Annotated in this window: 14 protein-coding genes and 1 pseudogene; 6 read left to right on the top strand and 9 right to left on the bottom strand. The window is 65.6% G+C overall.

Annotated elements, in window-relative coordinates; all coding sequences use genetic code 11:
- The first annotated feature begins 7 nt into the window (after nucleotides 1-7).
- On the top strand, nucleotides 8-1,630 hold the full coding sequence (locus LQ232_RS12900) for a bifunctional 3-(3-hydroxy-phenyl)propionate/3-hydroxycinnamic acid hydroxylase (RefSeq protein WP_230180757.1): 1,623 nt from the start codon (nucleotides 8-10) through the stop codon (nucleotides 1,628-1,630).
- A 118-nt stretch (nucleotides 1,631-1,748) separates the two neighbouring features.
- A complete protein-coding gene (locus LQ232_RS12895) occupies nucleotides 1,749-2,909 on the top strand; it encodes a serine hydrolase (protein WP_230180756.1) in 1,161 nt (386 codons plus the stop codon).
- On the opposite strand, the gene LQ232_RS12890 is transcribed toward LQ232_RS12895, so the two are convergent.
- From LQ232_RS12890 to LQ232_RS12870, 5 genes and pseudogenes are all read right to left on the bottom strand, one after another.
- Nucleotides 2,897-3,568 carry a TetR/AcrR family transcriptional regulator gene (locus LQ232_RS12890; protein WP_230180755.1) on the bottom strand — a complete coding sequence of 224 codons (672 nt, stop codon included), beginning with the start codon at nucleotides 3,566-3,568 and terminating at the stop codon, nucleotides 2,897-2,899. The two genes, LQ232_RS12895 and LQ232_RS12890, sit on opposite strands and share 13 nt — an antisense overlap.
- A gap of 99 nt (nucleotides 3,569-3,667) precedes the next feature.
- A complete protein-coding gene (locus LQ232_RS12885; protein ID WP_230180754.1) occupies nucleotides 3,668-3,808 on the bottom strand; it encodes a GMC oxidoreductase in 141 nt (46 codons plus the stop codon).
- Between the two features lie 34 nt (nucleotides 3,809-3,842).
- Nucleotides 3,843-4,262: pseudogene (locus tag LQ232_RS23615) on the bottom strand (ABC transporter permease); the annotation flags it as partial.
- Nucleotides 4,263-4,305: 43 nt separating this feature from the next.
- Nucleotides 4,306-5,373, bottom strand: a complete 1,068-nt coding sequence (locus LQ232_RS12875; RefSeq protein WP_230180753.1) for a HAMP domain-containing sensor histidine kinase — start codon at nucleotides 5,371-5,373, stop codon at nucleotides 4,306-4,308.
- Nucleotides 5,374-5,375: 2 nt separating this feature from the next.
- Nucleotides 5,376-6,071, bottom strand: a complete 696-nt coding sequence (locus tag LQ232_RS12870) for a response regulator transcription factor (protein WP_230180752.1) — start codon at nucleotides 6,069-6,071, stop codon at nucleotides 5,376-5,378.
- Nucleotides 6,072-6,214: 143 nt separating this feature from the next.
- Between LQ232_RS12870 and LQ232_RS12865 the strand changes: the two genes are divergently transcribed.
- The 4 genes from LQ232_RS12865 (at nucleotide 6,215) to LQ232_RS12850 (ending at nucleotide 12,425) form a co-directional block, all read left to right on the top strand.
- A complete protein-coding gene (locus LQ232_RS12865) occupies nucleotides 6,215-7,705 on the top strand; it encodes an efflux transporter outer membrane subunit (RefSeq protein ID WP_230180751.1) in 1,491 nt (496 codons plus the stop codon).
- Nucleotides 7,702-8,862, top strand: coding sequence for an efflux RND transporter periplasmic adaptor subunit (locus LQ232_RS12860; protein WP_230180750.1), 1,161 nt, complete (start codon nucleotides 7,702-7,704; stop codon nucleotides 8,860-8,862). Before LQ232_RS12865 ends, LQ232_RS12860 begins: the two co-directional genes overlap by 4 nt.
- 14 nt (nucleotides 8,863-8,876) lie before the next feature.
- Nucleotides 8,877-11,990, top strand: coding sequence for an efflux RND transporter permease subunit (locus LQ232_RS12855; protein WP_230180749.1), 3,114 nt, complete (start codon nucleotides 8,877-8,879; stop codon nucleotides 11,988-11,990).
- A gap of 297 nt (nucleotides 11,991-12,287) precedes the next feature.
- A complete protein-coding gene (locus LQ232_RS12850; RefSeq protein ID WP_371820229.1) occupies nucleotides 12,288-12,425 on the top strand; it encodes an EAL domain-containing protein in 138 nt (45 codons plus the stop codon).
- Nucleotides 12,426-12,512: 87 nt separating this feature from the next.
- Here LQ232_RS12850 and LQ232_RS12845 read toward each other — a convergent pair whose 3' ends face one another.
- The 4 genes from LQ232_RS12845 to LQ232_RS12830 all read right to left on the bottom strand — a co-directional run bounded on the left by LQ232_RS12845 (nucleotide 12,513) and on the right by LQ232_RS12830 (nucleotide 25,475).
- Entirely contained in the window at nucleotides 12,513-14,048 is a 1,536-nt protein-coding gene (locus LQ232_RS12845) for a methyl-accepting chemotaxis protein (protein ID WP_230180748.1), read from the bottom strand.
- Nucleotides 14,049-14,305: 257 nt separating this feature from the next.
- Nucleotides 14,306-14,989 (bottom strand): aquaporin Z, encoded by a 684-nt coding sequence (aqpZ, locus tag LQ232_RS12840; RefSeq protein ID WP_230180747.1) that lies wholly within the window; start codon nucleotides 14,987-14,989, stop codon nucleotides 14,306-14,308.
- A gap of 50 nt (nucleotides 14,990-15,039) precedes the next feature.
- Entirely contained in the window at nucleotides 15,040-19,320 is a 4,281-nt protein-coding gene (locus LQ232_RS12835) for an OmpA family protein (RefSeq protein ID WP_230180746.1), read from the bottom strand.
- 56 nt (nucleotides 19,321-19,376) lie between these two features.
- Complete coding sequence (locus LQ232_RS12830; RefSeq protein ID WP_230180745.1) at nucleotides 19,377-25,475, bottom strand: SdrD B-like domain-containing protein; 6,099 nt, start codon at nucleotides 25,473-25,475, stop codon at nucleotides 19,377-19,379.
- Nucleotides 25,476-25,540: the final 65 nt, after the last annotated feature.

The following is a 25,540-nucleotide window of genomic DNA, read 5'->3' as shown; positions in this document are numbered from 1 at the left end:
AACACACATGTCTTACCTACCTTCTGAAGTTGATGTCCTGATCGTTGGCATGGGGCCCGTTGGGGCGGCCCTGGCGCAACTGCTGAGCCGTTACGGCACCAAGACTCTGGTGATCGACAAGGCCAAGAGCATCTTCATGGCCCCACGCGCCATCGCGCTGGACAATGAAGCCCTCCGAGTGCTGCAGATGTGCGGCTTGGAGGAGGATGCATTCGACAAGGTGGCCATCCCGGAGGTGCGCATGCGGTCGCCGCTGTTTGGCCAATACAGCCGCGCCGTCACCGCCGGCTCGGTCGATGGGCACCCCAAACTGGTCACCTTCTTCCAACCCCAGCTGGAGCAGGTGCTGCGCGACCGCTTGCAGGACAGCCGCCACGTGACCATCGCACTGGGGGTGTCTCTGGTCTCGTTGACTCAGGATGCCGATCAGGTCACCGCGGAACTGCAAACCGAGGACGGCCAGCCGCACCAGGTCCGCGCGCGCTACATGGTTGGCGCGGATGGCGCCAACTCTCTGGTTCGCCGCATCCTGGGTCAAGAATTCAAGGGCAAGACCTTTGCAGAGGATTGGCTGGTGGTCGATGCCAAGCAATTGCCCACGCCCATCGACCACGTCGAGTTCATTTGTGATCCCCACCGGCCCACCCCACACATGGTGGCGCCGGGTGGCCGCCAACGTTGGGAGTTCAAACTGAAGGCCGGCGAGACCCGGGAGCAGATGGAACACCCGGACACGGTCAAACGACTGCTCCAGCCTTGGACCCAGGGCAAGGACATCGAGATCGAGCGGGTGGCGGTCTACCGCTTCCATGCGCGGGTTGCCGAGAAGTTCAAAGTTGGGCGCGTTCTCCTGGCAGGTGATGCGGCCCACATCACGCCGCCGTTTGTGGGCCAAGGCCTGGTGTCCGGTCTGCGCGATGTGGCCAACCTGGCCTGGAAGCTGGCATGGGTCTGCCATGGTCGGGCTTTGCCCAGCTTGCTGGACACCTATGACCAGGAGCGGCGCCCGCATGCCAAAGCCATGATCGACCTGGCGAAGATGATGGGGCGGCTGGTCATGCCCAGCAACCATGCAACGGCATTCCTGACGCATGGCTTGATGAGCATGATGACCCGCATCCCCAGGCTGAAGCGCTTGTTCGAGAACCTGGAAATCAAACCGCCCAACCACTTCCGAGTGGGCTGCTTCGTCAAGCCCTTGCGAGGCGCCCGTTTGCGCCGCGGCGCGCAAATGCCGCAGGTGTGGCTCAAACCTCGGGCCGGCGGCGAGGTGGTTCTCAGCGACGACGTCCTGGGCACCGGCTTGGCCATGGTGGGTTTCGGTATCGACCCATCGGCCGGACTCACGCCTGCCTTGACCCAGGCTTGGGCCGCACGCGGTGGCCAGTTCATCCAGATCAACCCGCGCGGGCAAATGGCGCGAACTTCCACGCAGAGCCTCTGGGAAGACCTCGGTGGGGGCTTGATGCCTTCAGTGGTGCCGGTTGGCTGGCTGGCCATCGTCAGACCCGACAAGGTGGTGATGCATGACGGGCCTTGCACGGATGCCGCAGCGCTGATCGAGCATGCGATGAGCATGCACGACAGCCTGAGCACGAAAGAACTCACGCCAGGCTTGTCTCACCCCTGACAAGGCATCGCAGGATCACTTCGTGGGCCCAGGCAGATCTCGGGAAAACACCTCTTCGCTGCCAAAAATCAAATGCGTACATTTGTACCCATTCTAGCAAATGAGAAAAAGGCATGAAATGAAGAAGACACTGCTGCTTGGCCTGATCGCCGCTTGCCAGGCCCAGGCTCAAACCCTGCCACCCTCGCTGTTCCTGCCAGAGCTGGTGTTGCCGCGCGAGGTTGTGGACACGTCCAGCTTCCCGGTGACCTTGCCCACCGCGGCGCCCAAGGCGCCGATCTCTGGCCTGCGCTACAACTACGAGGGTGTGAGCAAAAGCCTGGCGCAGTACCAGGACGATGCCAAGGTCCGCGCCATGTTGGTGATCAAAGACGGCAAGATCGTGTATGAGTACAACAAGTTTCCATACACCAAGACCTCGCAACACCAGTCGTGGTCCATGGCCAAGCAGATGCTCTCGGCCCTGGTGGGCATCGCCATTGACGAGGGGACCATCCGCTCGGTGAACGACAGGATGGACGCCTACGAGCCAGCACTGGCCGTCAATGGCTTTGCTGGCGTGACCTTCAAGCAGGCCTTGCAAATGTCATCGGGCGTGGCCTACAACGAAGAGGCTGATCGCTTCAAACTCTTTCTGGACACCATCACCGATTACTACACCCTGGGAAGCTCGGGCTACGGCTTGCGAGAGAAAACGACGGATGCCGCCTTGACGCCGGCTTATGCGCCCGGCAGCAAATACCAATACGCCAGCATCAACTCCCAAGCCATCGCGATGGCACTGGAAAAAGCCGTCGGGATGCCCTACCAACGCTACCTGGAGCTCAAGCTTTGGAAGCCCATGCGCACGCCCAACAGCGCCAAGGTGCTGGTGGACCGAAGCCGCGATGCCTTCACCTTTTGCTGCCTGTATGCAACCACACGCAGCTACGCGATGTTCGGCCTTCTTTATGCACAAGGGGGGCGCTTGCATGGCCGGCAGATCGTTTCAAGCGACTGGGTTCGCCGCTCCACCACCTTTGACGGCGACCCCACCAACTGGCACGCCGTGCCTGTCAATGGCAACAAGTTGGGCCTCTACGGATTCGGCTACCACTGGTGGGCGCTGGAAGGCGAGCGCAACGACTTCTCCGCCTTGGGTGTCTTTGGCCAGGCCATCCACGTGCTGCCCAAGCAGAACACCATCATTGTGCGCATCAGCGGCGACTTCGAAACGGTTGGCGCCCACATCGAAGAGAACGTGGTCATGGGCCGCGCGCTGGCGGACTATCTGGACTGAGCGCTCGGCGCGAGCGCGCCGCCGATGATCCAGGCGAAGGACAACTGGGCCCGCACCAGGATGTCCTCGCGCTGGTCAGGATGCTCGATGTATTCGATGCACAGCCGAAAGCTCTGGTCGATCACCATCTCCAAGGCCCAGTCCATGCGCGGGTGCAGCTTGCTTGGCAAGTGGCCCAGCGCCCCCAGCTCCGACAGCATGTCCTGGCGAATCGCCTGCAAGTTCTTTTCCAAGGCGACCCTGGCGGCACCTGGCGGGCCCACGCGTTGGCGCATCGACAAAAGGAAGATATCGCGGTGCACCAACGCAAAGTCCAGCAACCAGGACACGACCGTCTTGGCGGGCGTCTCACCGGGGGGGACGGCCTTGCGAGCCTGCCTCAAGCCTTCCCGCAAGTCCTGGCTGAAGTCCTCCATCAGCTCAGGAATCATTTCGTCAACGTTGTTGAAATGGCGGTAAAGCGAGTTGTGGCCCAGGCCGGCTTCTTTCGCCAACTCGCGCAGGCTGAAGCGCGTGTGCCCTTCTCTGGCCGCCAGACGCGTCACCGCCTCCAGAAGCTTGCGCCGGCCTTGGCCATATTCACTCTTGAACGATGAAGTCGTTGGCGTGATGGCCGAGGCCTTGGGGCTTTTTTTGCGGGTGGGTGGGCTGCCAGACATGCCGCGATTCGTCAGGGTCGGAGACGCGCTGTAGGCGCCATAACACGGGTTCAAGTGTACACGGCGAGCGTGACCCAAGGGCGACTCTTGCTGTGCTGCTTACCACCGCAGCGCGAGGTAGCGCACCAGGCCCAACGCGAAGCGGTGCGCCAGCCCATATATGCTCAACTGAGGATTGGCACCCACACGGGTGGGCAGTACCGAGCCATCTTGAATCGACAGGTTCACTATTGACCACATGGACTTCAGCGGCGGCCGGTGGATGGTGGGGTGTTTACTCGTGCCGCAAAGCCTCGATGGGGTTGAGTCGTGCAGCCCGCCTGGCCGGGGTGTAGCCAAAAGCGATGCCGATCGACGCCGCCGCCAGGCGTATCCCGATTTCCCGGGTGCGCTCGGTCACGCTGACCAGCATGATGTTCATGATGCCGATGCCGCCCACCAGCAGGCTGACCGCCGCGACCGCGCCGAGCAGCATGGTCAGGATGCGGGTGGTGCCGGACAGCGTGTCGGAGAAGACATCGGTCGAAAAGCCCTGGCGCGCCGAGATCAGGATGGCGCCGATGTCGGTGTTCCCCGTGACGCGGCGCTGCAGCGTGGCGATGGGGACCAGAATGAAGTCGTCCTGGTCGGAGCCGATGGAGCTCTGGCCCTTGGCGTTGAAGAAGCCGATGATCTGGCAGCTGAAGCTCTGCAGACAGGTCGCTGCCCCGTGGCCGCTGGTCTTCGAACGCTGGGGCTCAAGACGGCGCACGTACGCATGAAGACCTCGGCAAGACCATGGTAAATGTCAGCCCGCCGCCTGGGCGCAATTGCGCATCAATGCGCCCACCGTGCAGCGCCATCGCACGTCGGCAAATGGCCAGGCCCAGTCCCACACCCTGCACGCCTTCGGATCCAGCCACCCGAGCAAAAGGCTCGAAAATGGTGTCCAGCATGCCGACAGGCACCCCAGGCCCACGGTCTTTCACGGTGCAGGTCCATTGCGCCTGATCGTCGGAAACGCGCGCGGTGATCTCAACCTGACCGCCCACATACGTGAACTTCACCGCGTTGCGGATCACATTCTCCAGCCCACGGTAGATCAACTCGCCGTGCACCTCGGACACAAACTCGGCGGGCGCATCGATGACCACCGTCTTGCCGCTGGCCAGGGCCTCGAACTGGGCGTCTTCCGCGATTGCGTGAAGCAGTTCAATGACATCCACGCGGGACGCTGGCGGAATCGCTGCGCCGGCTTCCAGGCGATGCCAAGTCAGCAGCTCTTCAATCAATGTGTCAAGGCGGCCACTTTCCCGCTCGATGCGTTCAAGCATCTGGTCCAAGTGCAAGGGCTGCTGCTTCAAAAGCCCGATGGCCACCTGCAAGCGCGTCAGCGGCGAGCGCAGCTCATGGGAGATGTCATGCAGCAAGACGCTTCTGGACTCGGTCAGCACCTGCAGTTGCCGGGCCATGCGATCAAAATCATCAGCCAGGTCCATGACATCGTTGCTGCGAAACCCGGTGCGGCCGGCAACGCGTGTGTCCAGATGCCCGGCGGACACGCGACCCAAAGCCCAGCTGAGCTGCCACAGCGGACGCGACAAATACCACGCGAGTGCCAGGCTGCTCGCCATCATCGTGAAAGCGACCGCAATCAACGGCGCCACCGGCACCAGCCCGAACAACATCAATTGGTTGCCGGGCGGCGGCTTCAAGCCGCTCATGTGGAAGTACAGCCCGACGCCAGTCATGGTCAGCGCCATGCTCAGCCACTGCACCAGGAAGAACTTCCAGAAAAGGCGGCCAAGGCGCCTTGAGCGCGCCACGGTCAGTCCTCCAGCAGCTGATAGCCCTGGCCGCGGACGCTTTGAATCCACGACTGCCCATCGCTTCGCATGCCCAGCTTCTGACGAATGCTGCTGATGTGTACATCTATGCGACGGTCAAAAGGCCCCAACGGCTGACCAAAGGCTTGCATGGAAATATCCTGTCTGCTGACCAACTGTCCTGCATGCCGCGCAAGCACCTCCAGCAAGGTGTACTCGGTGCCGGTCAATTCCAGCGGCTGGTCGTGCCACTGAGCGCGCCGACTGCCCAACCAAAGCTTCAGCCCGCCCGCCTGGAGCTCCCGAGCGCCCCGGTTCGTGGTGGCCGAATCGCGGCCATCGACACGCCGCAAGATGGCTCGAATGCGCGCGACCAGTTCCCCAGGGTTGAACGGCTTGGGCACGTAGTCGTCGGCGCCCATGTCGAGGCCAACGATGCGGTCGATGTTGTCGCCCCGGGCAGTCAGCATCAGCACCGGAACATTGGACGTATTACGGATTCGTCGCAGCGCTTCGATACCGGAGATCCTGGGCATCATGATGTCCATGACGACGACGCTGTAGTCCCCTCCCGTCGCTTCCTCGACCCCAGTTTCGCCATCGTGCACCACGTGCACCTGGAATCCTTCCCGGATGAGGAACTGCGAAAGCATGGCTGTCAGATCGACATCGTCATCGACGATAAGTACCTTGCTCATCCGAGCTTTCCATGTCAAAGATCTCAGTATCGAGCCGAATCAATGTTGGCGCGCGGCGATTTTCAGACCTTTTACCCACATTAACCCACGCGCCACCGTGCAAGGCGCAGCGCTTGATAGCATGGCGCGAACAGATGAGTTCAATGAGCACAGCACATTTTCGCACGATGGGTCGGCAATGCATTTCAGTCCTGGCCCTGACCCTGGTGATGGGTTTTTCAGGATGCGCCGTGGGCCCGACATACCAAGCGCCTGCGCCAAAGGTCGCGACGCAGTGGTATTCGCCCTTGCCCCACGGCGGCAGTGAAGCAGGTCTGGCCGACTGGTGGGCACAGTTTGATGACCCGGCGCTGACGCAGCTGGTTGCCTGGGCCGAGGCCGAAAGCACCTCGCTCGTCCAGGCCTGGGCGAGCATCGAGAAGGCACGCGCCACGCTGACCACGGATCGCTCAGGCGCGCTCCCGAACGTGAGTGGGTCCGCCAGCTCGACGCGCAGCCGCCAGCAGCTCACCGTTGACCAGACCACGCTGTCCACCGTCAACAGCGCGGGCCTGGACGCCTCCTGGGAAATCGACCTGTTCGGCAAGCTGCGCCGCAATGCCGAAGCCGCGAGTGCCCGCATTGATGCACGCATCGCCGACTGGCACGATGCCCGCGTGTCGCTGGCCGCCGAGGTGGCGGACACCTATGTGCAGTACCGCGCCTGCGAGCTGCTGGCCAATGTCTACGACCGCGAGCTGCAGTCTCAGACTGCCACGGAGCGGGCCACCGCGTCCATGGTCGAAGCGGGGCTGAGCGCGCCATCGGACGGCGCACTGGCGCGCGCTGGTCTGGCCAGCAGCCGCTCGTCGGCGCTCAAGCAGCGCGCAAGCTGCACGGTGCTGCTCAAGTCCCTCGTGTACCTGACCGGGCATGAGCAGCCCGAGTTGCTCATCGCCCTGGCAGCATCTGGCCCCGCGATGCCCCGCCCCAAGGGCTTGCGCGTGGGCGAGGTGCCAGCGCAGGTGCTGCGCCAGCGCCCCGATCTGGGTTCACTGGAACGCGAGCTGGCCGCCGCCAGCGCGGAGATCGGCGCCGCACAGGCCGACCGCTACCCCAGCTTCTCCTTGAGCGGCTCCATCGCGCGCGCCTCCACGGCCGGTAGCGGCAGCGCTTACACGACCTGGTCCTTCGGGCCGCAGTTGTCGCTGCCGCTGTTCGATGCTGGCAAGCGCCGGGCCGCGGTCGACAGCGCCCAAGCTAGTTACCAAAGCGCGCTGGCCGGCTATCAGGCGGGCGTGCGCTTGGCCGTCAAAGAGGTCGAACAGGCGCTGGTGAACCTGGACAGCAGCGTGAACCGATCAGATGAATCGCACCGCGCTGCACAGGCGTACCGCGAATACTTCAACGCCTCCGAAGCCAACTGGCGCGCCGGCACCACCAGCCTGCTGAGCCTTGAGGAGGCCCGGCGTTCCGCGCTGTCCGCCGACATCGACGACATCAACCTTCAGCAGGGCCAGATCAGCCATTGGATTGCCCTGTACAAGGCCCTCGGCGGCGGCTGGACTGCCGATGCCCCCGCCCTCGCGCCGCCCGACAACGCCGCCACGCTCTCGATCAACGCCGCACAGCTGCCCGCAAAGAACACCCCATGAGCCACACCTTGAACCGGCCTTTCCGCACCAGCGCAGCGATCGCCATCATCACGCTGCTGATCCTGGCGGCCTGCTCAGACAAGCAAGCGGCGACAAGCGACAAAGCCGCCAGCGCTCAAGAGGGGGCGGAGACGACAACGCCCAGTGTCCTCACCGTCGAGGTCGTCTCGCCGACCACCTTGCCCTGGCCGCAGACCATCCAGGCCAACGGCACCCTGGCCGCCTGGCAGGAAGTCATCGTCAGCCCGGAAACCGGCGGCCTGCGGATCGCGGAACTGCTCGTTGATGTGGGCAGCCGCGTCAAACGTGGCCAGGTGCTCGCCCGCCTGGCCGATGAGAGCCTCCAGAACGACTTGCACAAACAGCAAGCGGTGCTCGCTCAGGCCCAGGCTTCGCTGAACAAGGCCACGTCGAACCTGCGGCGTTATCGCATGGTTGAAACCACCGGCGGCCTGTCGGCGCAGAGCATCGAGGAAGCCAAGATCAACGAGGCCACGGCGCGCGCCAGCCTGGCGTCTGCGAAGGCCGACCTTGACGCCGCCGAGCTGAAGCTGCGGCAGTCGCGCATCGTTGCGCCAGACGATGGGCTGGTGTCCTCGCGCACTGGTGTGTTGGGCAATGTGGTCAGTGCCGGGACGGAACTGTTCAGGCTGGTGCGCCAAGGCCGCATTGAATGGCAGGGCGAGGTCGATGCGCGCCAGCTCTCCGCAATCCGCGCCGGCCAGCGCGTCTCGGTCACCTTGCCCGATGGCCAAGCTGTTGATGGGCGTCTGCGCCTCGTCGGGCCGGTGCTCAGCACCAGCACCGGCCGCGCCTTGGTCTACGTGAGCCTGCCGACTGACAGCCCCGCCAAAGTCGGCATGTTCGGCAAAGGCTCGATCGAGCTGCCCGCGCAAGCCGCTGTGACGCTGCCGCAGACCGCCCTGGTCGCCCGCGATGGCCGCGACTACGTCTACCTCGTCGACAAAGACAGCAAAGTCACGAGCATGGTGGTCACCGTGGGCCGCCGCCAGCAACAGCGGGTGGAGGTCGTTGGCGGCCTGGCGCCGAATGCCCGCGTCGTTACCAGCGGTGGCGCCTTCCTGTCTGATGGGGCCAAGGTGACGGTGGCCACATCTCCGTCGGCCGCCCCAGCGGCTTCCGGCAACTCGCACTGAGCAGAGGACACACCTTGAACGTCTCCTCCTGGTCCATTCGGAACCCCGTCCCGTCCGTCCTGCTCTTCGTCCTGCTGACCGTGATGGGTCTGATCGGCTTCGGCAAGCTGCAGATCCAGGATTTCCCGGACACGGATCTGCCCACCATCCAGATCGCCGCCTCGCTTGAAGGTGCAGCCCCGTCGCAGTTGGAAACAGAGGTCGCGCGCAAGATCGAAGACAAGCTGGCCTCGCTGACCAAGCTGGACCACATCACCACGACCATCACCGATGGCTCGGTGAGCATCAGCGTCAGCTTCGACATCGACAAGAACGCCGAGCAAGCGCTCAACGAGGTGCGCAACGCGGTCGACAGCGCCAAGTCGGAGCTGCCCTCGAGCATGAACTCGCCGACGGTGTCCAAGGCCACCGCGGCCGCGTCGTCCTTGCTGACCTACACGATCGCATCGGGCCGACTTGACGAGCAGGATCTGTCCTGGTTCGTCGACAACGACGTCACCAAGGCCATGTTGTCCGTCAAGGGCGTCGCCCAGGTTGCCCGCGTTGGCGGTGTGGACCGCGAAGTGCATGTGGACCTGCAACCGGAACTGATGGCCGGCTTGGGCGTGACGCCCTCCGATGTGTCCACCCAGCTGAAGGCGGTGCAAAAGGAAAGCTCGGGCGGCCAGGGCCAGTTGGGCGGCATGCGGCAATCGGTGCGCACCATCGCCACCGTCGGCAGCCCGGCCGAGATCGGCGCCATCACGCTGCCGCTTGCCGACGGGCGCACCGTGCGGCTCGACCAGATCGCCCGCATCACCGACAACTTTGCGGACCGCTCGACGCTGGCCTTCAGAGATGGCAAGCGTGTCATCGGGTTCCAGATCACCCGCTCGAAAGGCGTCTCGGACGTCGGGGTCGTCAATGACGTCAGGCAGGCGATTCAGGCCTTCAGCCAGGCCCATCCGGACATGGAGATCCATGAGGCCACCAACACGGTCACGCCCATCCAGGACAACTACGAAGGCTCAATGGACCTGCTGCTCGAAGGTGCGTTGCTGGCCGTGATCGTCGTGTGGTGGTTTCTGCGTGACTGGCGGGCCACCCTGGTCTGTGCCGCCGCCCTGCCCTTGTCCATCCTGCCGGCCTTCCTGGCCATGTGGCTACTGGACTACTCGCTCAACACCATCACCTTGCTGGCGCTGTCGCTGGTGGTGGGCGTGCTGGTGGACGATGCAATCGTCGAGATCGAGAACATCGAGCGCCACCTGCTGATGGGCAAGACACCCTACCAAGCCGCGATGGAGGCGGCCGACGAGATCGGCATGGCCGTGATCGCCACCACCTTCACCCTGGTGGCGGTGTTCCTGCCGACGGCCTTCATGGGCGGCATTCCCGGCAAGTTCTTCCGGCAGTTCGGCATCGTCGCCTCGGTGGCTGTGCTGGCTTCGTTGCTGGTGGCCCGCCTGTTGACGCCGATGATGGCGGCCTACCTGCTCAAGCCCAAAAATCCCAAAGAGCCCGGACACCATGAGGCGTCGACCGACGGCCCGATCATGACGCGCTACCTGGGCTGGGTGCGCACTGGCCAGCGCCGCCGCAAGACCACGCTCCTGGGCACGTTGGTCTTCTTTGTATTGGCGATGCTGGTTGTGCCCTTCATCCCGACCGGCTTCCTCCCCGCGCAGGACAAAGCACAAAGCAGCGTGACCATCAAGATGCAGCCGGGCTCGACGCTGGAAACCACCTCGGCCACCGCGCAGCGCGCAGCCGAACTGCTGAAGCAACTGCCGGAAGTCAAGAGCGTCTTCGTCTCGGCAGGCACGGCTTCCACGGGCAGCGGCATGGGTGCCACCTCGTCCACCGACCTCACCAGCGCAACGCTGACAGTCGACCTGCTGGACCGCGGTGACCGCCAACTCAAGCAATCCGGGGTCGAGGCCAAGATGCGCAATTTGCTGCGCGATCTGCCCGGCACACGCATTTCGGTGGGCGGTGGCAGCAGCGGTGAATCGCTGGAGCTGACGCTGGCCAGCGACGATCCCGATGCCCTGTCCCGGGCGGCGACGCAGGCAGAACCCCAACTACGGACCCTCAAGGGCATTGGCAACGTCACCTCCAGCGCCGCCCTGCAGCGGCCCGAGATCCAGGTGCGGCCAGACAGCGCGCGCGCCGCCGCACTCGGCGTGACATCGGAATCACTCGCCACCGCGGTGCGGCTGGCCACCTACGGCGACTACGCCATCTCGCTGCCCAAGCTGAACCTGCCGCAGCGGCAGATCGCCATCCGCGTGCGCCTGGACCCCAGCGTGCGGGAAGACCTGGCCGCCGTGGGGCAACTGCGCGTGGCCGGGAACAAGGGCACGGTCAGCCTGGCCTCGGTGGCAGACATCTCGATCGGCAGTGGCCCTTCGCAGATCGACCGCATCGATCGCTCTCGCAACGTGACGCTGAAGGTCGAGCTGAACGGCCGCACCCTCGGCGAGGTGCAGCGCGAAGCCATGGCCTTGCCTGCGCTGAAATCGCTGCCAGCTGGCGTGCATTTCGTCGACCAGGGCGAGCTGCAACGCATGGCCGAACTCTTCACGAGCTTCGGCACCGCGATGGCCATCGGCATCTTTTGCATTTATGCCGTGCTGGTGCTGCTGTTCCACGACTTCCTGCAGCCCGCCACCATCCTCAGTGCCTTGCCCTTGGCCATGGGTGGCGCGCTGATCTCGCTGTGGCTGACCAATCAATCGTTCTCGATGCCCGTGGTCATCGGCATGCTGATGCTGATGGGCATCGTGACGAAGAACTCGATCCTGCTGGTCGAATACGCGATCATGGCCCGGCGTGAGCTGGGCATGTCTCGGTATGACGCGATCGTCGATGCTTGTCACAAGCGTGCCCGCCCAATCGTGATGACGACCATCGCGATGGGCGCCGGCATGATGCCCAATGCGTTGGGCCTCGGTGCGGAGCCCAGCTTCCGCCAGCCCATGGCCATCGTCGTGATCGGGGGGCTCTTGACCTCAACGGCACTGAGCTTACTCGTCGTGCCCGTCGTTTTTACCTATGTTGATGACCTGCTGGTGTGGGGACGCAAGCGCCTCGGTTTGATCCGGCGCGCCGAACCGGCAGCGATCACCGGCACGCCAGGTCAATGAGCCAGCAAAGGCATTGTTGACGGTTCGAGACCGAGCCGGGCGAACAAGCCCAGGTGGACTTGGGGGCAAGTCAAAGTGCTCTTGCTTGAGGCGCTGACCCTCGTGTCGTGCACGTCTTTGTCATGACCCCGGGCTACTGCCCAGGAGTTGGACAAACTTCAAAGGGTTGCATGAAAAAGTACGAAACGGAGTTCAAGCTTGAGGTCGTGATTTGATGTCTGACGTCGAACTGGCGGTGGACGCGATGGTGCGATCGCCATGTCCGTCATCGCATTGGGCCGTGCCTTCAATTGACGTGTGGTGGCTGAAGGGGTGGAAACTCCAGCTCAAGCAGAATTCTTGCTGGCCCACGGCTGCACTTATCAACAGGGCTTCCTGTTCGGCAGACGGATGCCCAACGTCAATTTCAATGCCCTGCTTGCACCTCCACAGTAGCTTGAAAGAATGCGCTGATCGATCAAGTTGTTTTGTGTGCCCGGGTTGGAAGCTCCTCCAACCCGGGAGGTTCACGCCCGGCCGAAACTAAGTCGCGACAGCGCCCAGCCTGAATCGCGAAGCCATCTCTCCCAGGCGATTGGCCTGATCCTTCAAGCTCTCGGCCGCAGCGGCCGACTCCTCAACCAGGGCCGCGTTCTGTTGCGTCATTTGATCCAATTGCCCCACCGCGACGTTGACCTGCCCAATCCCCAGACTTTGTTCGTTGGCAGCTGCGCTGATCTCTGTGATCAAACTGCTCACCCCTTGCACACTGATCATGAGTTCTGACATGGTTCTGCCTGCGTCTTCGACCAGTTGAGCTCCGTTTTCCACACTGGTGACACTGTCGCCGATCAGCTTTTTGATTTCCTTGGCGGCGTCAGCGGAACGGCGTGCCAGTTGGCGCACTTCACCTGCCACAACGGCGAAGCCGCGGCCCTCCTCGCCAGCGCGTGCAGCCTCAACCGCCGCATTGAGCGCAAGAATATTGGTCTGAAACGCGATGCCATCGATGACGCCAATGATGTCGACCACCTTCTTCGAGCTGGCATTGATGTCACTCATGGTCGATACCACCTTGGCCACCACCTGCCCGCCTCGTTGGGCAAAGTCGCTGGCCGTCGAAGCGAGTCGGGTTGCAGTCGCTGCGGATGATGCGCTTTGCGTCACCGTGCTTGTGAGCTGCTCCATGGAGGCCGCCGTTTCCTGCAAACTGCTCGCAGCCTCTTCCGTTCGGCTGCTGAGATCCACATTGCCAGTGGCCACTTCCGCGCTGGCCACCTGGATACTGTCGGAGGCTTGCCGAATTTGCCCGACCAACTTCTGGAGATCTTGCTGCATGTGCGCAAGTTCGGCCATCAAACTGTCCGCATGGGACGTCGGCGGGACAGGCACTGAAAGGTCGCCCGCCGCGATCCGGCGCAGCGCATCACGGGCATCTGCTGGCTCGCCGCCCAGTTCACGATGGACATTGCGTTGCATGAACCATCCCAAGGCAATTGCCACGCCAGCCGCCACGAATGCAAAAAATCCAGCAATGGCGGTGGCTTGACGACCTCGATTCTGCGCCGCAGCATGGGCCTCCTGAGCCAGCTTCCTCGCAGCTTCACGTTGCTTGATGAGTTCGCTGCGAAGTTTGCGCCACGCTGGCGTTTCTTCGGCGTTCAGAAGTTTCACAGCCGCTTGAGGATCGCTTGCCACCAAGGCAGATACCTTGCTCACCGCCGTCTCCTGTGCATCGCGCAAGCTGGCAATGACTGGAAGATCTTTCTCAAACGGCGTGCCGGCGGCCACCTTCTCAGTTTCATTGAAGGCTTTGCGGAAGGCTTCCTGAGCAGCCTTCAGATTGTCGTAGGCTCGGGCGTTCTTGGGGTCCAGGACCGTGTTGCGAAGGGCTTGACCAGATTGAAGCCCTTGCGCGTACATCTCAGACAGCCCATCTGAGAGCTTCTGGTCGGTGGCCATGTACTGATCAAACTCGGCTTGTGTGCGTGCGAGTCCCCAAACACCCACAGTCGTGGCCGCCACGAACAGTGTGGCAGGCGCTATGAAGCAAATCGTCAGTCGGGCGGAAAATCGCATGAAAACTCCCTGGATAGCAGATGGGTGAGGCCCCCGCCTCAGCATGCTTATCGGCAGCCTGTTCTGTTTCCTGAAGGTATGCGTGACCTGCACGCGCTCAAATGGCCTCGGGATACAAGTCCGCCAGTTGCTTTTTCAATTTGGCCAATTCGCCCGAACCTCCAGAACTGGAGGTACCGGCGGCAGTTCTGGCTGAAGTGACCACGATGCTAGAAGACCGGCCACCCGACACCGGGCAACTGCACGGCGAAGTCCCTTCACTCGGTTGACAATGCGCGGTAAACAAAGGCCCCGCCCGCCGCTCCGACCAGGGGGGCCAACCAGAACAACCACAGTTGGGACATGGCCCAGTCGCCCACGAACAGCGCCACGGCCGTGCTGCGCGCCGGGTTCACCGAGGTGTTGGTCACCGGGATGCTGATGAGGTGGATGAGCGTGAGGGCCAGGCCGATGGCCAGTGGCGCGAAGTTTTGCGGCGCCGCGGTCGAGGTCGCGCCCAGGATGACGAACAGGAAACCGGCCGTGAGCACCGTTTCGATCAACGCGGCAGCCAGCAAGGAGTAGCCGCCCGGCGAGTGCTCGCCGAAGCCATTGCTGGCAAAACCCGCGGACACGTCGAAACCCGCCTTGCCGGAGGCGACCAGGTACAGCACGCCAGCACCGGCAATGCCGCCCGCGACCTGGGCTGCGATGTAAGGCAGCAGTTTGGCAGTGGGCAAACGGCCCGCCACCCACAGCCCCACGCTGACGGCGGGGTTCAAGTGCGCCCCCGAGATGTGCCCCAGGGCATAGGCCATGGTCAGCACCGTGAGGCCGAAGGCCAGCGACACGCCAAGCAGGCCGATGCCCACACCGGGAAAGGCCGCCGCGAGGACCGCGCTGCCGCAGCCGCCCAGCACCAACCAGAACGTGCCGACGAATTCGGCGCCATATGCTTTCATGGAATTACTCCTGTTTAAAAAATCAAAGGGAAGAAAGAGGTCCGGGCTCGTCAGAACTTGCCCAGCATGTTGAGGAACCAGCCGCGGCTGCGGTAGCTGAGGTCGGTCACGTTGTCGGAGAAGTCGGTGAAGTTGTGGCCGACACCCACCTTGAAGTTCTCGTTGACGTGGTAGTAGATCGCGGTGAGGAAACCACTTTTGCGGTCGTCCAGTTCGCGGGCTTGCAAGGTGCGCAGTTCCAGCAGCCAATCCCACTGGCGCACCACCTTCCAATCCACACGGGCCACGGCCAGTGTGGCCGTGCTGCTGAACCAGGGTGCGCTGTCATCGCGGGCTGCGCGCAGCTCGCCGGTACGCCAGGCCAGCTTGCCGCCCACCGTCCAGCGCGAGGTCAAGTCATAGGTGGCGTCCACCGCCAGGACGCGGCTGCGCTGCTGGTAATCGATGCCCTGGGTGACCACGGCGACCTGGGTCACATCGGTGGCCACCACCTGGCCCGGAGATGACAGGTCGTGCAGCCAGGTGGCCTTGAACAGCATGTTGAGCTTGTCGTTGAGCGCCGGGCGCCAGGCATAGCCCGCCATGGCCTCGGTGTAGCGGGCGGCGTACAAGTCGCCAGCGCTGCTGTCGCTGTCGGCCACGTTGAGCTTGGCCACCCATCGCCCATCGCTGCCGTTCTTCACGCTCAGGGCGTTCTTGAGCAGCCAGCTGCGGCGCGATTCGGTGGCCGAGCGGTCCCAGCGGTATTCGGCCCCGCCGGTGTAGCGCACGTCGGCGTCGGCATAGCCGGCGGTGAAGGCCACGGCCTCGCGCCGAAGCTCTTGCACAGTTTCCGACTCGATGCGGCCGTTCTCGAACGAGGCGCCCCAGGTCCAGCGCGTGTTGGGCGCGTACTGCACGCCATAGGCGTGGGTGAGGCCGGATTGCAGCCCCGTCGTCTGGCGGTGCTCGGTGTAGACGTTCAGGCCATCGGTCACGCGCGATTTCAGGCCCGATACCAAGGTGCCGCCGCGGCCCAGGTTGTTCTCGTCGGTGCGGCCGGTGTCCAGCGCGTAGGTCATGTAGACGCTGGAGCGGTCGTCGTACTGGTAGTCGACACCCGCCTTGCCCGCCGCGCCGCCATCGCCGCCCGACAGTTCGGCACGCAGGCCCAGTTTGTCGGTGGCGCGCCAGCGGGCGCCCACGCCCACGCGGTCGTTGTCCTGGCGTGTGCCGCTGCGCTGGATGGTGTCCTGCAGGAACACATAGGTACCCCAGTTGGCCTGGCTGTCGAAATCCAGCTGCGCGCTGAGGTCCGTGCGGTCGCCTTCGACGTTGCTGAGCACGGGCGCCATCGGGTTGACGATCAGGGCATCGGTCTGCTTGTCGTCGTGGCGGGCACCGACGGTGAGTGCCCAGCGGGGCGCGAGCTTGAATGCGAGCTGCGCCTCGGCGGCCTGGGTGTCCACGCCGCCGTCTTCATTGCGCTGGTCGGCCTTCAGGCGCAGCTCGGTGCGCTCGCCCAGCGGCGCGGTGGCGCTCACGCCAGCCTGGCGCGATGCGCGCGCGGCCAACTGGCCCGGTGCCGAGTAACCGGCATCACGCTGCTGTGCATAGGCGGCAAGCCGCCCGTGGTCGGCCAGGCCGGTCTCCTTGAGATCGACCTGCCCTTCGACGCGCCACGCGCCGGCATCCACCTGGCCTTGGTCTGGCAAGGGGTTGTTGTTCGTGAAATTGAAACCGCCATCGAGCGATTCGAGCTGACCCGTGCCGGGGCCGCTGCTGCGGGCAGCCTCGACCTTCAGGTAGGTGGTCTCGCTGCGGCGCAACGTTGCGTCGATGCCGGTGAGGTGCTGGTCGCCCCCCGTCTGTTGTTGTTGCGAGCTGGTCAGGCCCAAGCGCAGGTTGTCGGTGGCCCACCAGGCCACGCGGCCGCCCGTGGCCAGGCTCTCGAGGTCACCCGCCACGGGGGTGTATTCGTAGTCGACCACCAGGTACACGGGGTGACCGGCAGTACCGCCAGTGCGGATGATGCTGCTGTTGTCGGACACGCTGGACAACGGCGCGCTGAGCAGCACGCGGCCCTGCAGGGCATCGACTTCGTAGTCGGATGACGGCACGAGTTGGCGGCGCGAGATCACGAGGCCGGAGTCGCGGTCGCGCACCTCGACGAAGACCTTCTCGGCGCCGCGTGTGATGTCCTGGTGGCGCAGGTAGTAGAGCGAGCCGCCGGTGCCGCGGAAATCCTCGCGCGCGGCCAGTGTGCCTGGCTGCGCGGCGAACACGTCCAGGCGCAGCTGGGCATCGCCGAAGCTGGTGCTGTCGTCGCCCACATAGCGGCCATGCAGGCCGTACAGCCCGCGGCTGACTTGGGCCAGCGCGGTGCCGTCGAGCGTGAGTTTGTAGTCGCCCCACAGCAGGTGCGAGCGGCCATCGTCGATGCGCAGGTACAGGCTGCCTTGCGTCGGCGCGTCCTCGATGGCGGTGGAGTCGTCGCCGAAGGTGGCCCACGAATCGACCGGGTCCACGCGGCGCAGCAGCGAGGTCGGGTCCTTGCGGTCCAGGCGGTGCAGCAGGTCGTCCAGCGGCTGTTCTTGCGTGTCGAGGCTGCCGGTGATGGTCCAGCGGTCGTTGAGCTGTCCCTTGCCGTAGAAGGCGATGCGGCCTTCGGTCCAGGTGTCGTCGTTGTAGCGGTTCTTGTCTTCGGTGAGCAAGGCGGCCGGGCCGCTGACCTGGTTGTGGCCCACGGTCAGGTCGGCCTGGCCGACGAAGAAGCCGTCGCGGCGCGGGATCTCGAAGTCGCGGCGGTAGACCTGTGCCCGGCCATCGGGCTCGATCACGGCGATCTCGCCGGTGTGCACTTGGCGCGGCACCAGTTGCTGTGCCACGAAGCGGCCTTGCGCGTCCACCGGCACGGCCAGGCCCAGGGCCCGCACGCGCTGCGTGGCCGCGATGCCCTGGCCACTGGCGGTGACCGTGCCGCCTTGCAGCGGGATGTTGATGATGGACAGGCGCGATTCGCCCAGCGCGCGGCGCAGTTCCTGCTCGACATCCGGGGGCGGCAAGGCGTCGGGGCGCGGCGATGGATCGGCCAGGGTCAGCGTGAAGTCAGAGGTTTCGTCGAAGCGGCCCTGGGCGTCGGTGACGCGTATGCGCCAGTAGAGGCGCGATGGCCGCGCCGAGCCTTCGGCGATGTCCTTGGGCACGGTCCATTGCGCGCGCAAGTCGCCGTCGAGTGGCAGCACGGCCAGCAGTTGCGGCTGCATGGCCTCGTTGGCCGTGAACAGGCGCAACTCGGCGTGCTTGAAGAACAGGCGGTAGTTGCTGTCGGCGGCGAAACGCACGGCCTCACCGGGCGACACCGTGGTGGGCCAGGCCGCGCCGTTCAGCCGACGGGGCTGGGACAGGCTGTCGTACTGCAGGCGCAGTTGGTGCCGTTCGAGCAGCACATCGGTGCAGCGTTGGCGGTCGGCGCTGGTGGCGGCGACGGCGCCGGGGCTTGATGGCGTGGCGCTGGCGGGCAAACGCCCATCGACGGTCAGGCGCCAGGGTTGCCCGTCATCGGCGGCCGGGGGTGACAAGGCATCGCACACACCAGGGTCCACAGGGGCTGGGGCCGGCGCTGGGGGCACGGCGGCAGCTTCGTCGCGCCAATACACGCGCACCTCGACCCGGCGGTTGGCAGGCCAGTTGGCGGGCTGCTCGGCCGGCGTGGCCAGGGGTGCATCGGGGCCTTTAGATTGGACTTTGAACGCCGAGGCGGCCAGGCCCAGGCGCTCACCCAGGTAGTCGGCCACCTGGCGCGCGCGGGCCAGGCCCAGCGCCTGGTTATCGGGGAAGCGACGGCGCAAGGCGGGGCTGATGCCTTGCACGTCGGTGTGGCCCACGACCTCGAAGTGCAGACCGGGGCGTCCTTTCACTTGCGCCAAGATGGCGTCCAGCCGTGCACGGTCTTGCGGCTTGAGCAGGTCCTCGCCGGATGCGAATCGGGGCACGTGGCGGTCTTCTTGCTCGCGCGGGCTGCTCGTCTCGGCCGCAGCTTGTGTTGATGGCGCGGAAGGTGCCAGGGCGGCCGGCATGGGGCGCTCGTCGCCCAGCAGCACGGTTAGCCTGGGCAGCTCGCGCTCGCCGGACTCGGGCAGGCGTTGCGTGCCGGTGATCTCGACGGCCCGCCGGTCTTCGGCGCAGTGGTCGCGCATGCGGCCGCGGTCATCGCGTGAACACTCGGTGTCGGGCGCCCTTGATGGCGTCTGCGAGGGCCCCTGGGCCAGGGCGCCACCGGCCGACAGGCAGGCCAGCACCACCGCGTGGGCAACCAGGGTGCGGGTGGGATGGAGGGACTTCATGCTCATGCTCGGGCGCCTTGGCTGTGTCGGGGATGGCGAGGGTGGGTGGTGGGCAAAGGCGCTCATGGGGCCACTGGAGCCGTGTTGAGCTCCACCTCGATGTCCAGGTTGAACAGCGCCGGTTCGTGGCCACGGCCCAGCGCCTGCCAGCGGCGCAGCACCTCGGCCTTGAGCGCTGCCACGCGCCGTTCGGCCAGGTTGGCGTCCTCGTCGGTCGCACGCTCGTAGGCCAACCGGAGGATCGACGGCCGCTCGGCCAACTGGCGCATGGCCTCGTCAAGCTGGGTGTCGAAACCCGCTTGCAGCGCGGTCAGGCCGGGCTGGAAGGCGGCGCCGCGCAGGGCCAGGCGCACCACCCGGTGCACCGACGCGCCGAAGTTCACCTTCACCAGCTTGCCGCGCGTCATGCGTTCGCTGGCGGGGTTGTCCGTGGTCACGCGGTAGCCCGAGGGCAAGGTGCGCTCGTCGAGCTTGAGCACGAAGTTGCTGCCCGTGCCCTCCTTGGGCACCATCGCACAGGCGATGTGGTACCGCCCTTGTGCGTCGGTGCTGATCAGCAGGCCGTTGACCGTGGCCACGCGCACATTGGGCAGGCCGGGCTCGCCCTCGTCCTGGTAGCCGTTGGCGTTGCGGTCGTCGTAGACCTTGCCGATCACGTCGGTGCAATCGAACAAGGCGTCAGGCACCACACGCACGGTGGCCGAGGCCACGTTGGACAGGCGCTCGCCGCCCAGGCCTTGCTGCGCCTGCACCACGTTGACGTAATCGCCCTCACCCACCCCCGTGCCCACGCCCAGCACCATGGACAGGCGCAAGGTTTGGTTGGGCGCGAAGGCCTGGGCCGGCACGGTCAGGAGGCGGCCCTGCAAGGTGGGCGTGGCCTTAAGCACAGGGCCCGAAGGCAGCGCCTGCACGGTCAGGGATCCCTGCACGTACTTGAAGCCGGGCGGCAGCGTGTCGACCACGTCGATGTTGGACAAGGCCAGCGCGCGGGTGTTGACCGCGGTGATCACGTAAGGCACCAGGTCGCCCTTGCGCACCGTCAGCTTGGACGTGGTCTTGCGCAGTTCGATGGCGTTGTTGCCGCCTGCGGGATCGAGCGGAATGTGGTTGTTGACCACGTTCTGCGCGGCTGAGCCCGGGAAGCTGAAGTCCATGAAGTACGGCGGCAGGTTGCCCGCCGTGGGCTGCGGCGTGGGGCTCACCAGGCAGGGATCTCCGGCCACGGGATCGACCGTGCCCGAAGGCGCCGTGCAGGTCTGCATGTCCAGGGGACCCGTGGCAGCCGGGTAGGTCAAGGACACGCCATAGCCCGCAGGTGGTGTCACCGTCAGGCGGTAGGCGCCAGCTGGGGCGCCAGGCAGCAGGTAGAACTGGTAGAAGCCGTCCGCGCCCGTGGTGACGGAGGCGCCGCCCGCCAGCAGGTGCTGGGCTGGGTCGAAGCCGGCCGGGCCGGAGAGGGTCACCGTGGCACCGGGCACGGCTTGGGCGGTCAGGCTGTCGTAGACCACGCCGCTGGGGTCGAGCGGCAGATCCTGGTTGACGATGCTCACGCCAGCGCCCACGGTCACGGGGATCAGTGCACGCGTGGCCGCGCCAGGCACGGTCGGGTTGGGGCCGCTCGGTGCGTTCTGCACCGGGTCGGTGGGCCAGACGCCACCCACCGTCTGCCCGGCTGTCGAGCGGAAGCGGACTTGGTAGTCGCCCGGCACGAGCTGGTCGAAGCGGTAGCTGCCATCGGCCGCGCTGGTGGTCGTGGCCAGCACGCTCACCTCGCTCAAGGTGCAGGTGGCTGCGCCGCCGGGGCACCCGAGCAACTCGACTGTCCAGCCGCCGACGAGCGACTCGCCGCTGGCCCGTGTCCGGTCATGGTCGAGGTCACGCCAGATGTGGCCAGACAAGGACGAAGGCGTTTGCGTTTGCTCGAAGAAGTCGTAGCCGGTGGCCTGCGTGCCTGGGGTCGTCAAGGGCACGCGCAGCTGGTTGGCCACGGGGCTGGTGCCGCCGATGGAACCCGGGGTCTGGCCGCCCTGGTTGTAGCCTGCGGGTTGCGTTTCGGTGATCAGGTAGCCGTTGGCATCGGCCGCCGGCAGGTCGTTGAAGCGGTAGCGGCCATCGGACCCGGTCTGGGTGCTGCGGCTCACGGCCTGGCCGCTGGCGTCTGTGCCCGTGAGCGTGATGGTCACGCCGCCCAGGGGCAGGTCACCGGGCTCGTGCGTGCCATTGGTGTTGGCATCGTTGAAGACCTGGCCTGCCACGCTGGCACCGCCTTCGCCGAAATCGAAGCCATCGCCGTTGGTGCCCGTGCCGTTGGCGTAGACGATGCCCGTGATGACATCGTTGCCCGCGTTGCCCGTGGGGGCGCCATTGACCTGGCCGGTGTGGTCCTGGCCGTCAACATAGGTGGCCGGTTGGCTTTCAGTGATGGTGTAGCCGGTGGCGTTGGAAGGCGGCAAGCCTGGGAAGAAGTAGCGGCCGTCGGTATCCGTGGTAGCGGTGCGGCTGACGGGGCTGCCGTCTTGCGCGGTGCCCGTCAGCGTGAGCAACACGCCTTCGATGCCGCGCTCGCCGGCGTTGAACACGCCGTTGCCATTGCCATCCACGTACACGTGACCGGCCAGCAGCGCCGTCTGCACGGTGATGCTGCCGCTGTTGAAGTTGTTGCCCGCGGCGGGATCAGCACCACCGTTGGTGTCTCCCGAACCGGTGGTCACGATGCTGGCCGTGTTGCTCACCACGGTGCCGTCGGCCGGCGTGCCGCTGAAGCGCACGGGCACGCGCAAGGTGGCCGTGCCGTTGGCCGGCATGCTGTCGATGGCGCAGCCCACGCTGCTGCCGCCCACCGCACCAGTGCAGATGGGTGCCGAAGGCACGAAGGTGCCACTCGTCACACTCAAGACCGGTGCGCCCGCCAGCACCATTCCGGCGGGCAGGTTGTCGGACACCGCGACCTGTTCGGCCGCGAGCGGCCCGTTGTTGCGCAGGTCCACCAGCCAGTCGAAGGTCGCGTTGTAGGGCACCTGCGTGAGGGCCGTGGCCGTGCCGGTTTGCACCGCGCGTTTGGTCACCACCTGCACGTCCGCCTTCAGGCGGAAGGTCGTCGGCTCCGACGCCGTGTTGTTGCCTTGGGGGTCCAGCGCATCCAGCGCCGGGTTGGCGAACGCCACCGTGGCCACGTTGTTGAACGAGCCCTTGGCCTGGCCACGCAGTTTCACGCGCACCTGGGTCGACGAAGCCTCGCTGGTCGAGCCTGAGCCGCTGCCGCCCAGTTGAGCGATCGTGCAGACGATGTTGCCGCCCGCCATGCCTGGCGTCACGCCAGCGGTGTTGCAGGCCATGCCGGAGGGCAGCGGCGCCACCACCTCGACGAACGTGGGCGCACCGGCCCCGGCGGGCAAGGTATCCGTGAGCACCAGGTTCTCGGCGGTGGACGGCCGGTTGTTGGTGACGGTCAGCGTGTAGGTGACATCGTCACCCACATCGACCGGGTCGACATCGTCCACCTTGTTGATGATCAGGTCGTAGCTGGGCGAGGTCACGGCCGTGGGCTGGGTGGCCGCGTTGTTGGGGGCGCCACCCGCCACTTCGGGCGTGTCGGTCGCGATGACCACATCGTTGGTGATGCTGCCCGAGCCGCCACCGGCCACGCTGGTGGCCACGAGCGGGCGCACACGCACCGTGACGGTCTGCTGCGCACCGCGGTCGATTTGAGGCCAGGCGCACACCAATGTGCGGTTGCCACCCGTGGTAACGCTGCCGGCGGCTGGCGCGGTGGTGCAGTTGCCGCCGCCCGAAGGGGCCGCAGACAGGAAGACCACGTTCAGCGGCAAGGTGTCGGTCACGACCACGTTGAACGCCCGGCTGGCGCTGGTGGCCGCCACGTTGCTCGCGGTGATGGTGTAGGTGAGCAACTGGCCTGCAGGCACCGGGTCCGGGTTGTCGGCCTTGCTCACCGCCACGTCCGTGCGCGCCTGGAAATAGGCCAGGGTCGGCGTGTTGTTGTTGGCGTTGTTGTTGAGCAGATTCGGGTCGCCCTGGTTTTGCGCCAGCGCGAAGGCCGTGTTGCTCACCTGGAAGGCATCGGAGCCACTGCTGCCATTGCCGAAGTGGCGCACGCTCACCTGCACACGGGGGCAGGTGCTGCCTGCTGTACACACGGGCAGCGAGGTGATGGTGCAACCGCTCAGTGACACATTGCTGCCGGATGGCGACAGCGCGCAGCCTCCCCAGGTTGCGTTGCCGACCACGGTGCTCACGCTGTAGTCAGCGCCGCTGGCATTGAACACATTGTTGAACACGTCGGTCACGGCCACGTCGGTGGCGGTGGAGGGGCCGGCATTGACGATCTCGACTTCCCATGTCACGGCCTGGCCGGCCTGCTGGCGGTTGCCTGGCGCATCGCCCAGGCCCAGCACGCGCTTGAGCGCGGACACGTCCGCCTGGTCCGGCCCCAGTTGGGGGTCGATGCCGACCGAGGCGCAGTTGTTGGGTGGCACATCGTCCGGCGGGCCGCCCGCGCTGCCCACGCACATGCTGTTGGTCAAGGTGCTGCCGGCCGCCGTGGCCTGCGCATTGATCACGACATTGGCGGTGCTGGCATTGAGCGCCAAGCCCACGCCGCTGCTGGTGCAGGTGATGGTGACGGGGCCTGCCTGCGGAAAGCCCGCGCCGCCCGATGACACGCACACGAAGCCCAATGGCGGCGTGATGCTGTTGACCTGCAGGCCCGCCGGCACGGTGTCGGTCAAGGTGAGCACGCCGGAGGCCGGGAAGGCCGATGGCCCCAGGTTGGTGGTGGACACGGTGTAGTTGAACGCCTGCCCCACCGGCACGGCGCTTTGCGGCCAGCTCTTGGATTTGTTGGCGCGCAAGTCCGAGCGCGGATCGATCACCGTGGTGGCCACGGTGCCATCGGCGTTCACCACGCCGGGCGCGCTCACGCTGGCCGTGTTGTTCACACCGACGCCGGCCGTCAAGGCCTGCACCGGCACGGTGATCACGCCCAGCGCCTGGTTGTAGCCCGCGCTGCCCGAACCGCTGCGGGTACAGGTGATGGTGGGCCCCGCCGCGGGGCACACACTGGAAGCGGTGCAGGACCACGCGCCGCTGTTGAAGCTGGCGGGGCCGCTCTTGCAGAAGTTACCGGGCATGGCATCGCTCACCTGCACACCGGCCGGGTAGTCACCGCTGTAGCTGGGGTTGAGCAGGAAGTTGAAGGCTTGGCCTGTTTCGACCGGATCGGCGACCGACTTGGTCTTGCCCATGGCCAGGCTGCTGCCCGCCGACACCACGGTGTTGAGCGTGGCCACGTTGTTGCCCGACACGCCATCACCCACCCCGCCGCCCGCGGTGATGTCCACCGTGTGGGCCAAGGTCGAGCCATTGCCTGCCCCAATGACAGCATTGACGACCACGGTGCGGCTCGCGCCCACGGCCAGAGAGCCCACGGCACAGGTGAGCTGGCTGCCCGCCAGGCTGCAGCCTGATGGCAGCGACGGAATGCCCAGGTTGGGCGGCACGTTGTAGGTCAGCGTGGAGGCGGGTGAGGCATCCGGACCGTCGTTGGTGATGGTGAAGGACCACGCCTGCGCACTGCCAGCAGGGGCGGTGGCGGGGCCGCTGATGCCGACGCGCAAGTCAGCGCCGTTGTTGACGGTCGTGGTCTGCGATTGCGGTGTGCCAGAGGGCAAAGGCGTGGCGCTGACGGTCAGGCTGCCCTGCACGGTCGAGCGCACACGCAAAGGCAACTCGGCCACCTCGTTGGCGGCCAGGTTCAGGCCGCTGCAGGTCAACACGCCGGGACCGGCCTGGCCCGCAGCCATGCCACTGCAGGTCACGCCCGCAGGCAAGGCATCGGCGCCCGCATAGCGGCCATTGGCCGGCACGTCGAAGGCCACGGAAGCATTGCTCACCGGGGCTCCGCCCGATTCAGCCACGCGCACCGTGTAGGTCACCTCGCCGCCGGCCGAGACCGGGTCGGGCGTGTCGGGCAAGCCCGAGATGATCAAGGCGGACCAGGCCGGAGACGATGCCAGCGCGGACATCAGCACAGCCGCAGGCCCGAACCACCGCCATGCGGTGCCGACCACGCGGCGCACCTGCCCTGCTGCGCCCTGCCCCATCTCGTTCTGCCCACACGCGGGCATCGTCTTGCCGATCATTGCTGGCCACCTTCGTCAAACGCTGTCGATCACGATGGCGAGATGGCGCGCAAAGGTGCATGCAC

The organism is Aquabacterium sp. CECT 9606, assembly GCF_918741295.1.
Classification (GTDB): Bacteria; Pseudomonadota; Gammaproteobacteria; order Burkholderiales; family Burkholderiaceae_C; genus Aquabacterium.
The sequence above is the reverse complement of the archived record's forward strand: the minus strand, read 5'-3'. Positions and strand labels throughout refer to the sequence as shown.

Excerpts from the sequence above, each read along its gene's own strand:
- LQ232_RS12895 (WP_230180756.1), top strand. The coding sequence starts at position 1,749 with ATGAAGAAGACACTGCTGCTTGGCCTGATCGCCGCTTGCCAGGCCCAG.
- LQ232_RS12865 (WP_230180751.1), top strand. The coding sequence starts at position 6,215 with ATGAGCACAGCACATTTTCGCACGATGGGTCGGCAATGCATTTCAGTC.
- LQ232_RS12885 (WP_230180754.1), bottom strand. The coding sequence starts at position 3,808 with ATGTGGTCAATAGTGAACCTGTCGATTCAAGATGGCTCGGTACTGCCC.
- LQ232_RS12890 (WP_230180755.1), bottom strand. The coding sequence starts at position 3,568 with ATGTCTGGCAGCCCACCCACCCGCAAAAAAAGCCCCAAGGCCTCGGCC.
- LQ232_RS12900 (WP_230180757.1), top strand. The coding sequence starts at position 8 with ATGTCTTACCTACCTTCTGAAGTTGATGTCCTGATCGTTGGCATGGGG.
- aqpZ (WP_230180747.1), bottom strand. The coding sequence starts at position 14,989 with ATGAAAGCATATGGCGCCGAATTCGTCGGCACGTTCTGGTTGGTGCTG.
- LQ232_RS12830 (WP_230180745.1), bottom strand. The coding sequence starts at position 25,475 with ATGATCGGCAAGACGATGCCCGCGTGTGGGCAGAACGAGATGGGGCAG.
- LQ232_RS12845 (WP_230180748.1), bottom strand. The coding sequence starts at position 14,048 with ATGCGATTTTCCGCCCGACTGACGATTTGCTTCATAGCGCCTGCCACA.
- LQ232_RS12835 (WP_230180746.1), bottom strand. The coding sequence starts at position 19,320 with ATGAGCATGAAGTCCCTCCATCCCACCCGCACCCTGGTTGCCCACGCG.
- LQ232_RS12860 (WP_230180750.1), top strand. The coding sequence starts at position 7,702 with ATGAGCCACACCTTGAACCGGCCTTTCCGCACCAGCGCAGCGATCGCC.
- LQ232_RS12870 (WP_230180752.1), bottom strand. The coding sequence starts at position 6,071 with ATGAGCAAGGTACTTATCGTCGATGACGATGTCGATCTGACAGCCATG.